Origin of the sequence: Kitasatospora sp. NPDC059462 (assembly GCF_042749955.1) — a bacterium.
Lineage (GTDB): Bacteria > Actinomycetota > Actinomycetes > Streptomycetales > Streptomycetaceae > Kitasatospora.
Genome location: NZ_JBHYUU010000234.1, coordinates 1 through 10,704, shown reverse-complemented (window position 1 = coordinate 10,704; position 10,704 = coordinate 1). Strand labels below are relative to the sequence as shown.

The 10,704-nt window shown below is 74.7% G+C and carries 12 protein-coding genes; 4 read left to right on the top strand and 8 right to left on the bottom strand.

The features are described from left to right. Positions 1-53 precede the first annotated feature (53 nt). Positions 54-710, bottom strand: coding sequence for a hypothetical protein (locus ACFXAM_RS34795; protein ID WP_380297448.1), 657 nt, complete (start codon positions 708-710; stop codon positions 54-56). Between the two features lie 310 nt (positions 711-1,020). On the opposite strand from ACFXAM_RS34795, the gene ACFXAM_RS34790 reads away from it, so the two are divergent. From ACFXAM_RS34790 to ACFXAM_RS34780, 3 genes are all read left to right on the top strand, one after another. Further along, positions 1,021-1,365: a rodlet layer protein gene (locus ACFXAM_RS34790; RefSeq protein ID WP_380297446.1), complete on the top strand. Its 345-nt coding sequence runs from the start codon at positions 1,021-1,023 to the stop codon at positions 1,363-1,365. Positions 1,366-1,447: 82 nt separating this feature from the next. Then, positions 1,448-1,792, top strand: coding sequence for a rodlet layer protein (locus ACFXAM_RS34785; RefSeq protein ID WP_380297444.1), 345 nt, complete (start codon positions 1,448-1,450; stop codon positions 1,790-1,792). Positions 1,793-1,914: 122 nt separating this feature from the next. Further along, entirely contained in the window at positions 1,915-2,178 is a 264-nt protein-coding gene (locus ACFXAM_RS34780; protein WP_380297442.1) for a hypothetical protein, read from the top strand. A gap of 81 nt (positions 2,179-2,259) precedes the next feature. On the opposite strand, the gene hemB is transcribed toward ACFXAM_RS34780, so the two are convergent. The 7 genes from hemB to ACFXAM_RS34745 form a co-directional block, all read right to left on the bottom strand. Next, positions 2,260-3,240, bottom strand: coding sequence for a porphobilinogen synthase (hemB, locus tag ACFXAM_RS34775; RefSeq protein ID WP_380297440.1), 981 nt, complete (start codon positions 3,238-3,240; stop codon positions 2,260-2,262). 76 nt (positions 3,241-3,316) lie between these two features. Further along, positions 3,317-4,987: a uroporphyrinogen-III synthase gene (locus ACFXAM_RS34770; protein WP_380297438.1), complete on the bottom strand. Its 1,671-nt coding sequence runs from the start codon at positions 4,985-4,987 to the stop codon at positions 3,317-3,319. Continuing rightward, positions 4,984-5,997 (bottom strand): hydroxymethylbilane synthase, encoded by a 1,014-nt coding sequence (gene hemC / locus ACFXAM_RS34765; RefSeq protein WP_380297436.1) that lies wholly within the window; start codon positions 5,995-5,997, stop codon positions 4,984-4,986. Before hemC ends, ACFXAM_RS34770 begins: the two co-directional genes overlap by 4 nt. Positions 5,998-6,038: 41 nt before the next feature. After that, a complete protein-coding gene (locus ACFXAM_RS34760) occupies positions 6,039-7,376 on the bottom strand; it encodes a glutamyl-tRNA reductase (protein WP_380297434.1) in 1,338 nt (445 codons plus the stop codon). 31 nt (positions 7,377-7,407) lie between these two features. After that, complete coding sequence (locus ACFXAM_RS34755) at positions 7,408-8,295, bottom strand: redox-sensing transcriptional repressor Rex (protein ID WP_380297432.1); 888 nt, start codon at positions 8,293-8,295, stop codon at positions 7,408-7,410. Positions 8,296-8,396: 101 nt separating this feature from the next. After that, positions 8,397-9,200 carry an exonuclease domain-containing protein gene (locus tag ACFXAM_RS34750; RefSeq protein WP_380297430.1) on the bottom strand — a complete coding sequence of 268 codons (804 nt, stop codon included), beginning with the start codon at positions 9,198-9,200 and terminating at the stop codon, positions 8,397-8,399. A 177-nt stretch (positions 9,201-9,377) separates the two neighbouring features. Beyond that, complete coding sequence (locus ACFXAM_RS34745; RefSeq protein ID WP_380297428.1) at positions 9,378-9,662, bottom strand: glutaredoxin family protein; 285 nt, start codon at positions 9,660-9,662, stop codon at positions 9,378-9,380. A gap of 118 nt (positions 9,663-9,780) precedes the next feature. Here ACFXAM_RS34745 and ACFXAM_RS34740 point away from each other — a divergent pair. Next, the coding region (locus tag ACFXAM_RS34740; RefSeq protein WP_380297426.1) for an HAD-IB family hydrolase at positions 9,781-10,704 on the top strand (924 nt) is incomplete at its 3' end.

The following is a 10,704-nucleotide window of genomic DNA, read 5'->3' as shown; positions in this document are numbered from 1 at the left end:
CCCGGGGAGTCCCGGGGCGTCCCCGGGGATCCCGAGGCGCCCTGGGCGTCCTGCTAGGCCTGCGCCAGGCCCGCCAGGCCGGTCTCCGAGACGACGCCGGTGGTGGTGGCGGTCGCGGTGGCGGCCAGGGTCCCCAGCGAGTCGGTGACCGAGATCCGCTCGTCCTCGTTGCCCAGGGAGGCCTTGGCCCCGGGCACCGCCTGGACGGCTCCGGTGATCAGCCGCGGGTCGATCTCGTCCAGCTTGAGCCGGCCGTCGGCCAGCTGGCCGGTGCCGTCCTCGACGAGCGCGAGCGGCTTGCCGATGCCGACCGCGGGGGTGTCGGCGTGCAGCGGCGCGGCCGGGGCGTCCAGCAGCAGTTCGCCGAGGTCGGCGCTGCGGTCGACCAGCGGCAGCGGCAGCTCGGCCTTCGCGGTCGGGGCGACCTTGCCGATCCCGAGCGCCGGCACGATGCGGTCCGGGATCAGCGCGTCCCCGGTGGTGTGGGCGGGCGGCGGCGGCATCAGCAGCGAGGTCGGGATGCCGCCCGAGATCCGGCTGTCCAGCGGCGCCAGCGGGATGTCCACCGGTACCTGCTGGGTGGCCAGCTGGTCCTCCAGCGCCCCGACCTGCTCGGGGCTGACCGGGGCGGCGGAGGCCGCCCCCTGGGAGGCGAGCACGCCCGCACCGACCGCCAGCAGCATCGCGCCGGCCCGCTTGGAGAACCTCATGCTTTTCACCGTTCTGCCTGTCCGTACTGGAGATCAAAGGGGGAGTCGGCCGCGCGGGCGCGACCGAAAGCAATGGGCTCAACGAGCGACCGGCGCCCCCGATGGCGGCGGTTAACCGGTTCGGGTTAATAATCCGACCGGAATCTCTCCACCGCCGCGCCTCCCGGACTCTTTTCCGGAATCCCCGTAACCTTCCGAGCCGTGATTCTTTGATCTGGACGTCAGTGACCGCAGACCGGGTCTGAGCGTTGAACGCGTTGTACGCACGGAAACCGCACGGAAACCGAGCTTTTCAGAGAGGGATCTCCTCATGATCCAGAAGTCCTTCGCCGCCGCCGGCCTGGCCGCCGCGGCGCTGGCCGCCGCCGCCACGCCGGCCTCGGCCATCGGCGACGCGGACGGCGCCGCCGGGTCGTTCCAGGGCAACGGCGGCACCAACTTCACCGGCACCGTCGGCAACCACAGCCCGAACTTCCACTTCCTGGACAACGCGAACGTCTGCCTGCCCGAGATCCACAACATCGCGGTCGGCGTGCTCGGCGTCGCCGTCCCGGTCGAGGTCCCGATCGCGAACAGCGGTGGCAAGCAGTACTGCACCCAGGGCCAGGGCACCCAGAGCCACGGCGACGCGGGCGTCTCGCACCTGATCGGCTGACCCGCCCGTCCCGGCAGAGTCACAACCCGAACCGACCACCTTCGAATCGCTCCCCGATTCACCCCCCGAGAGGAACACCGAAATGATCAAGAAGTCCCTCGCCGCCGCGGGCCTGGCCGCCGCCGCCATCGCGATGTCCGCGGGCTCGGCCGGCGCCATCGCCGACTCGGACGGCGCCGCCGTCTCCGCCCAGGGCAACGGCGGCACCAACCACACCGGCACCTACGGCGACCACAGCCCGAACTCCCACGTGCTGGACAACCCGAACATCTGCCTGCCGGAGATCCACAACGTCGCGGTCGGCATCATCGGCATCGCCGTGCCGATCGAGGTCCCGGTCCTCAACAGCACCCCGAAGCAGATCTGCAACGTGGGCCAGAACACCCAGTCCTCGGGCGACGCGGGTGTCTCGCACCTGATCGGCTGATCCAGCCGCACGGCGCGACGGAGGGCCCGGGGACGTCTGGTCCCCGGGCCCTCCGGGCGTTCCGACGGCACCCCCCAAGGCAGAGCGTCCGCACCGGGCGCTCCGGAAGAAAGGGCAGATCCATGAAGAGCATGCTGGGCAAGATCACCCTGACCGCGATCGGCGCGCTGGCGCTGGCCGGCGTCGCCGCCCCCGCGGCGTCCGCGCACGTCGGCGTGGCCGGCGGCGGCGGGTTCGTCGCCTCCGCCGACCCGGTGTTCGCGGCCGGCGGGGGCGGCGGCATCGCCCACACCTCGCACATCGAGGCCGGCGAGTTCGGCGGAGGTGCCGCCACCTCCACCGCCCTCTTCGGCGGTGGCGGCGGCTTCGCCCACCTCGGCGACTGACCGGACGCGCGCACGAAGGCCGGGTCCCTCCCGTCGGAGGGGCCCGGCCTTCGGCGTGCGCGGGTGCTGCCGCGGCAGCCGCTACTTCAGCAGCGCGGCGGCCTCGACGGCCCAGTAGGTGAGGACCTGCTCGGCGCCGGCCCGGCGGATCGAGGTGAGGGTCTCCAGGATGGTGCGCTCCCGCTCGATCCAGCCGTTGGCGGCGGCGGCCTCGACCATCGCGTACTCACCGGAGATCTGGTACGCGGACACCGGCACCGGGGAGGCGTCGGCGACCTGCCGCAGCACGTCCAGGTAGAGCATGGCGGGCTTGACCATCACCATGTCGGCGCCCTCGGCGAGGTCCAGCTCCAGCTCGCGCAGCGCCTCCCGGGCGTTGGCCGGGTCCTGCTGGTAGGTCTTGCGGTCGCCCCGGAGCGAGGAGTTGACGGCCTCGCGGAACGGCCCGTACAGGGCGGAGGCGTACTTGGCGGTGTAGGCGAGCACGGCCACGCCCTGGTGCCCGGCCTCGTCCAGGGCCCGGCGGATCACGGCGATCTGGCCGTCCATCATGCCCGAGGGGCCGACCATGTGGACGCCGGCCTCGGCCTGGACCACGGCCATCTCGGCGTAGCGCGCCAGGGTGGCGTCGTTGTCCACGCTGCCGTCCGCGGCCAGCACGCCGCAGTGGCCGTGGTCGGTGAACTCGTCCAGGCAGAGGTCCGACATGACCACGAGCCGGTCGCCGACCTCGGCGACCACGTCGCGGATCGCCTGCTGGAGGATGCCCTCCGGGTTGGTCCCCTCGGAGCCGGTGGCGTCCTTCACCTCGGGCAGGCCGAACAGCATGATGCCGCCGATCCCCGCCTCGGCGGCCTCCACCGCGGCCTTGCGCAGGGAGTCCCGGGTGTGCTGGACCACGCCGGGCATCGACGAGATCGGCTTCGGCTCGGTGATCCCCTCGCGCACGAAGGCGGGCAGGATCAGCTCCGCCGGGTGCAGCCGGGTCTCGGCGACCAGCCGGCGCACCGCCGGGGTCGAACGGAGCCGGCGGGGGCGGACGTACGGGAATTCAGCGGACACGGCTTCTCTCTCCGGACGATGGTGCGATGCCGGGGGCGGCGGTCGGGCCGCCCCCGGTCCCTGGTGCGGCGCCGCGTCAGCGCGCCGCCTTGCGGCGCGAGCCGGGACGGCGCTCGCTGGGGCGGTAGACCGGTTCGCCCGCGGCGGTCGCGGTGTCCCGGCGCTTGGCCCCGAAGTCCGCCAGGGCCTGGGCCAGCGCGGCCGCCGACGGCGCCGGGGCCATCACGTCGACCCGCAGGCCGTGCTCCTCGGCGGTCTTGGCGGTGGCCGGGCCGATGCAGGCGATGACGGTCACGTTGTGCGGCTTGCCCGCGATGCCGACCAGGTTCCGCACGGTCGAGGACGAGGTGAACAGCACCGCGTCGAAACCGCCGCCCTTGATCGCCTCACGGGTCTCGGCCGGCGGCGGCGAGGCGCGCACCGTCCGGTACGCCGTCACGTCGTCGACCTCCCAGCCCAGCTCGACCAGGCCGGCCACCAGGGTCTCGGTGGCGATGTCGGCGCGCGGCAGCAGCACCCGGTCGATCGGGTCGAACACCGGGTCGTACGGCGGCCAGTCCTCCAGCAGCCCGGCCGCGGACTGCTCGCCGGAGGGCACCAGGTCCGGCTTCACGCCGAAGTCCACCAGCGCCTGCGCGGTGGTCTCGCCGACCGCCGCGACCTTGATCCCGGCGAACGCCCGGGCGTCCAGGCCGTACTCCTCGAACTTCTCGCGCACCGCGCGCACCGCGTTCACCGAGGTGAAGGCGATCCACTCGTAGCGGCCGGTGACCAGGCCCTTGATCGCCCGCTCCATCTGCTGCGGGGTGCGCGGCGGCTCGACCGCGATGGTCGGCACCTCCTGCGGCACCGCGCCGTAGGAGCGCAGCTGCTCGGAGAGGCCGTGCGCCTGCTCCTTGGTGCGCGGCACCAGCACGTTCCAGCCGAACAGCGGCTTGGTCTCGAACCAGGAGTGCGAGGCGCGGTGGGCGACCTGCTCGCCGACCACGGCTATCACCGCGGTCGCCGGGTCGACCGGGGCGGAGACCGGGGAGGGCAGCACCCGGGCGGCCTTGAGGTCCGCCGCGATGGAGGCCAGGGTCGCGGTGAAGGTGCGCTGGCGGGTGGTGGTGCCGGAGAGCGTCGCGCTCAGCGCGGAGTCCGGCTTGCGGCCGTTGGACACCAGCGCGTTGGCGGTGGCCGGCAGCTGGCCCAGGGTGGTGCGCACCACCAGGGTGGTCTCCGGCGCGCCCAGGTCCACCGGGGAGCCGGCCAGCAGCGCCGCGGCCTCCACGAAGCGGACGTCGGTGCCGGCCGCGCCGCGCAGCGGCACGCCCGCGTAGGCCGGCACGCCGACCGACTGGGCGACGCCCGGGATCACCTCGAAGGCGATCCCGGCACCGGCGCAGCCGAGCATCTCCTCGGCCGCGCAGCCGTCCAGGCCGGGGTCGCCGTCGACGGTCCGTACCACGTGCTTGCCGGACCGCACGGCCTCGGCGACCAGGCGGGCCAGGTCGAAGTCCGGGCCCTCCGCGCCCGGGGCGTGCACCTGCACGCCGGACGGACAGTGGCTGCGCACGGCGGCGGCGGTCAGCGGGTCGGCGACCAGCACGTCGGCGGAGGCCAGCACCTCGACCGCGCGCAGGGTCAGCAGGCCCGGGTCGCCGGGGCCCGCGCCCAGGAAGGTGCAGCGGCCGGCGGAGGGGATCGTGCCCCCGAAGGGACTGTCGGCCGGGAACGGGCTGTCGGTGGCGGCGGTGGGGCTCATCGGGCTCGCTCCCCCATCAGGGCGGCCGCGCCCTCGTCGAGCAGCCGCGCGGCCAGCGCGCGGCCGAGGGCCGCCGCCTGCTGCTCGGCGGTCTCGTCGAGGACGATCGGACCGTGGGCGGACATCTTCAGCAGGGTGGCGCCGTCGGGGGTGCCGACCACGCCCTCCAGCCGCAGTTCGGTCTGGTGGTTCCAGCCGGCCAGCGCGGCGACCGGCGCGGAGCAGCCGGCCTCCAGGGTGGCCAGCAGGGCGCGCTCGGCGGCCACCGCGACCCGGGTGGGGGCGTGGTCGAGGGCCGACAGGGCGGCGGTCAGGCCGGTGTTGGCGGTGGTGCACTCGACGGCGAGCGCGCCCTGGCCCGGGGCCGGGATCATGACCTCGTGGCCGAGGTGCTCGGTGATCTCGGCGTCGCGGCCGAGCCGGTTCAGGCCGGCCGTGGCCAGCACCACCGCGTCCAGTTCGCCGGAGGTGACGAAACCGATCCGGGTGTCCACGTTGCCGCGGATCGCGACCGTCTCCAGCTGGGCGCCGTTGGCCCGGGCCCAGGCGTTCAGCTGCGCCATCCGGCGCGGCGCGCCGGTGCCGATCCGGGCCGGGCGGCCCGCGCCGGCCAGCTTCTCCACCAGTTCGCCCAGCGCCAGGCCCTCGCGCGCCACCACGGCGTCACGGCTGTCCTCGCGCTGCGGGACGGCCGCCAGCACCAGGCCCGCGGGCTCGGCGGTCGGCAGGTCCTTGAGGGAGTGCACGGCGAAGTCGATCCGGCCCTCCAGCAGCGCGTCGCGCAGCGCGGAGACGAACACCCCGGTGCCGCCGATCCGGGCCAGCGCCTCACGGGAGGTGTCGCCGTAGGTGGTGATCTCCACCAACTCGACGGGGCGTCCGGTGAGGCGCGTCACCTCCCGGGCGACCATGCCCGACTGGGCCATGGCGAGCGCGCTGCGCCGGGTGCCGAGCCGCAGGGGGGCCGCGGTGGCTTCCGGCGTCCGGCCGGTGAGCGGTTGACCATTCATGAGGTGATCGTCCCGGTGGTACTCGTGGGATGGCTGACGGTTCATCCGGCGCTCCCGCCCGCAGGCTGCTGGGCGCCGATCGGGGTGCCCGAGACCGCGTGCACGGCGGCCGGGTCGAGGTCGAAGAGTTCGCGCAGGGCCTCCGCGTAGGAGGCGCCGCCGGGCTCGGCGGCCAGCTGCTTCACCCGCACGGTGGGCGCGTGCAGCAGCTTGTCGACCACCCGGCGGACGGTCTGGCCGATCTCGGCGCGCGAGCGCTCGTCCAGTCCGGGCAGCCGGGAGTCCAGGCGGCCCAGCTCGGCGGCCACCACCTCGGAGGCCATCGCGCGCAGCGCCACCACGGTGGGGGCGATCCGCGCGGCCCGCTGGGCGGCGCCGAAGGCGGTGACCTCGTCGGCGACGATGCCGGTGACGGCGTCGACGTCACCCGCGCCGGGGGTGGCGGCGTGGGCGTGCGAGAGGCTCTCCAGGTCGACCAGCAGGGCGCCGGGCAGCTCGTGCACGGCCTGGTCGACGTCACGCGGCATGGCGAGGTCGAGGAAGGCGAGCGGGGTCGAGGACGCACGCGCGGCGACGGCGGCGGCGACGTCGTCCGCCTTGATCACCACGCCGGCCGCGCCGGTGCAGGAGATCACCAGGTCGACGTCGGCCAGCGCCTCGGGCACCTTGGCGAGCTCCAGGGTGCGGGCGACGTCGGAGCCGAGGATTTCGGCCAGCCGCTCGGCCCGGGCCGGCGTCCGGTTGGCGATCAGCAGGTCGGTCACGCCCGCGCGGACCAGGGTGGCGGCGGCCAGCGAGCTCATCGAGCCCGCGCCGACCACCAGTGCCCGCTTGCCCGCGATCTCGCCCGCGCCGACCGCGACCTGCTCCAGGCCGAAGGTCACCAGCGACTGGCCGGCCTTGTCGATGCCGGTCTCGCTGTGCGCCCGCTTGCCGACCCGCAGCGCCTGCTGGAACAGCTCGTTCAGGCCGCGCCCGGCGGTGTGCTCCTCCTGGGCCTTGGCCAGGGCGTCGCGCAGCTGGCCGAGGATCTGGCCCTCGCCGACCACCATCGAGTCCAGGCCGCAGGCCACCGAGAAGAGGTGGTGGACGGCGCGGTCCTCGTAGTGGACGTAGAGGTGCGAGGTCAGCTCCTCCAGGTCCACCCCGCTGTGGTGGGCGAGCAGCAGGGACAGCTCGGCGACGCCGGCGTGGAACTTGTCCACGTCGGCGTACAGCTCGATCCGGTTGCAGGTGTTCAGCAGCGCGGCCTCGGCGACGGTCGCGGACGCGGCCGCGTCGTGCAGCAGCCGGGTCGGCACCGCACCGGTCAGCGCGGCGCGCTCCAGCACGCCGACCGGGGCCGTGCGATGGCTCAGCCCTACGACGAGAAGACTCACGCCCGCTCCCTGGTCCCACGAATCTCGGTGCTCATGCCGGCATCACCGCGGACAGCTCGCCCTCGCCGGCGTTGCCGGGCTTGCCCTTCGCCGCCGGGTCCGCGTCCTCGGCGGCCGTGCGCGTCTTGGCGCTGCCCCCGGCGGCCCGGCGGAGCTTGGCGGCGGCGGCGCGCACCGGGCCGGGGGCCCGGTCGAGCACGGACTCGGTGCGGTCCGGCTCGTCGCCGGCCTTGCGCTGCTCGTGGAAGGCGAGGATCTGCAGCTCGATGGAGAGGTCCACCTTGCGCACGTCCACGCCGTCCGGGACGGTCAGCACGGTCGGGGCGAAGTTCAGGATGCTGGTGACACCGGCCTCGACCAGCCGGTCGCAGACCTGCTGGGCCGCGCCGGGCGGGGTGGTGATGACGCCGATCGAGACATGCTGGCTCTCCACGATGGACTCCAGTTCGTCCATGTGGCGCACGGGCAGGCCGGCCGCGCTGCTGCCGACCACGGCCGGGTCGGCGTCGAGCAGGGCGGCGACCCGGAAGCCGCGGGAGGCGAAGCCGCCGTAGTTGGCGAGCGCGTGGCCGAGGTTGCCGATGCCGACGATGACGACCGGCCAGTCCTGGGTCAGGCCCAGCTCGCGGGAGATCTGGTAGACGAGGTACTCGACGTCGTAGCCGACACCGCGGGTGCCGTAGGAGCCCAGGTAGGAGAAGTCCTTGCGGAGCTTGGCGGAGTTCACCCCGGCCGCGGCGGCCAGTTCCTCGGAGGAGACGGTCGGCACCGAGCGCTCGGAGAGAGCGGTGAGCGCGCGCAGGTAGAGGGGCAGCCGGGCGACCGTCGCCTCGGGGATTCCCCGGGCACGCGAGGGTCGGCGCGCGGCGCCCGGGTCGGGCGTCTGCGAACTGCTCTGTGGTGATCGGCCGATTGCCACGGTGCTCCTGTGGGTGAAGCTGGGCTTTGGCAGCCAGGCTATGCGTTTGTGAACGTGTGCACAAAGATGGTGTCCGATTTGTCCCCGCACAGTGATGCGCATCACGCCGTCGAGCCCATAGCACCGGCCGCTTTCCGGGCCGTCGCCGGGGGCGGTGCAGCGGGTGGCCGGGAACCGTACGGAGGACGGTCCGGCAGGTCGCGCGGGGCGGGGACGGCGGGCGGGCGGGTGACGTCGCGCGCCACCAGCGGGACCTGCTCGCCGGACGGGCGCGAGCGCGCCCGCCCCAGTCTCGGCCACGGCACCCGGGCCGCCTCCCGCAGCGGGCCGGTCCAGTCCCCCGGCGGGCAGGAGGGCGCGTCCAGGCAGTGCCGCAGCAGGCCCGCGGTGGCCCGGGCGTCGCCCAGCGCGGTGTGCGCGGCGAAGCCGCCGAGACCGGCCGCCTCCACGCAGGCCGCCAGGCCGAAACCGCGGGCCTCCGGCAGGTGGGCGCGGGCCAGCCGCATGGTGCAGAGCAGCGGCACCGGCGGCAGCGGCACCCCGATCCGGGCGAACTCGCGGTCCAGGAACGCGTGGTCGCAGGTGACGTGATGGCCGACCAGCACCCGGCCGGCCAGCAGCTCCAGCAGCCTCGGCGCGATCTCCCGGAACCGCGGGGCGCCCTCGACGTCCTCCTGCTCGATCCGGTGCACATGGGTGGGGCCGACCGGGCCCAGCGGGTCCAGCAGGGTGCAGAACTCGCCCTGCGGGCGGAGCCGCTCGTCCAGCAGCACCACGGCCACTTCGACCACCCGGTGCCGCCAGGGGCTGCGGCCGGTCGCCTCCACGTCCACCACGGCGAAGCCCCCGCGCGCGGCCGGCACCGGGGGGTCGGCGGGCGCTGCCGGGGAACGGCCGGGAAGCATGGCGGCACTCCTCGCGTGCTCAGCCCCCCATGGGCGCAAACGAGTTCGATCGTAAGCCGACCGCAGGGGGGCGCCCCAAGCCGAGCACGCGGAATCTTCGCAACGATTCGGCGAACCGCCCCCGCCGGACGGCGGGGGTCGGGGGGCACCCCCCGGCGGGCGGGGGCGCGGGCGGGGTCAGGCGCCGAGGGCGGTGCGCAGGCGCTTCTCGTCCACCCGCCAGAAGTCGTGCTGGCGGCCGTCGATCAAGGTCACCGGGATCTGCTCCCAGTAGCGCCGGTAGAGCTCCTCGTCCTGGGTGATGTCCTTCTCCTCGAAGGCCGCGCCCAGCTCGGCCGTCACCCGGACGATCACCTCCCGGGCGTCGTCGCACAGGTGGCAGCCGGGCTTGGCCACCAGGGTCACCGTCCGGTCGGCCGGCTTCGGCCCCGGGTTCTTGTCACGTCGCAGCAGTGGGCTCACCCCGCCATTGTGCGACGCCCCTACGGACCGGCCGGACACGACCTGCCTTCCGCCCGTTCACCCGCCGGGCACCCCGCCGTCACGGCTACCGCGCAGGTCGCTGGCTATGCTCGGTGACATGGCCGTGCTCCGAAGGCTCATCCCGACAAGGCGATCCACCAGCTCCCGGACCGCCCTGGCGGGCGAGGCCGCGGCCGAGGCGGCGGAGGCCGCCCTGCGGGCCGCGCCGGAGCCGCCCACCGGGGCGACGCCGCCCGCCGACGAGCCCGGCGAGGCGCCGCCGGCCAGGCGCGGCAAGGCGCCCAGGGCCCCCGAGGGCAACCACACGCCCGAACCGGACGACCCGCGCGCCGCCGCCTTCTTCGACTGCGACAACACCATCCTGCGCGGCGCCGCGATCTTCTACCTCGGCGTCGGCCTCTACCGGCGCGGCTTCCTCAGCCGCCGGGACATCGCCCGGTTCGCCTGGCAGCAGGCCTGGTTCCGGCTGCACGGCGCCGAGGACCCGGAGCACATGGCGGACGCCAAGCACACCGCGCTCGGCGTGGTGGCCGGCAAGCGGACCGCCGACCTGGAGGCGCTCTGCGAGGAGGTCTTCGAGGACGTCATCGCCGACAAGGTGTGGCCCGGCACCCGCGCACTGGTGCAGATGCACCTGGACGCCGGGCAGCGGGTCTGGCTGGTCACCGCCGCCCCGGTGGAGGTGGCCCGGATCATCGCGGCCCGGCTCGGCATGACCGGCGCGCTCGGCACGGTGGCCGAGGCCCGCGACGGCGCGTACACCGGCCGGCTGGTCGGCGAGCTGCTGCACGGCCCGGCCAAGGCGGCCGCCGTGCGCGCGCTGGCCCGGCGCGAACGGCTCGACCTCGACCGGTGCGCCGCCTACAGCGACTCCGCCAACGACATCCCGATGCTCTCGCTGGTCGGCCACCCGTACGTGGTGAACCCGGACGGCGCGCTGCGGCGGCACGCCCGGGCGCAGGGCTGGCGGGTGCGGGACTTCCGGACCGGCCGCAAGGCGGCCCGGGTCGGCCTGCCGGCC

Bases quoted from the DNA above. Each gene is read 5' to 3' on its own strand.
- ACFXAM_RS34795 (WP_380297448.1), bottom strand. From the start codon at position 710: ATGAGGTTCTCCAAGCGGGCCGGCGCGATGCTGCTGGCGGTCGGTGCG.
- ACFXAM_RS34790 (WP_380297446.1), top strand. From the start codon at position 1,021: ATGATCCAGAAGTCCTTCGCCGCCGCCGGCCTGGCCGCCGCGGCGCTG.
- ACFXAM_RS34785 (WP_380297444.1), top strand. From the start codon at position 1,448: ATGATCAAGAAGTCCCTCGCCGCCGCGGGCCTGGCCGCCGCCGCCATC.
- ACFXAM_RS34780 (WP_380297442.1), top strand. From the start codon at position 1,915: ATGAAGAGCATGCTGGGCAAGATCACCCTGACCGCGATCGGCGCGCTG.
- ACFXAM_RS34770 (WP_380297438.1), bottom strand. From the start codon at position 4,987: ATGAGCCCCACCGCCGCCACCGACAGCCCGTTCCCGGCCGACAGTCCC.
- hemC (WP_380297436.1), bottom strand. From the start codon at position 5,997: ATGAATGGTCAACCGCTCACCGGCCGGACGCCGGAAGCCACCGCGGCC.
- ACFXAM_RS34750 (WP_380297430.1), bottom strand. From the start codon at position 9,200: ATGCTTCCCGGCCGTTCCCCGGCAGCGCCCGCCGACCCCCCGGTGCCG.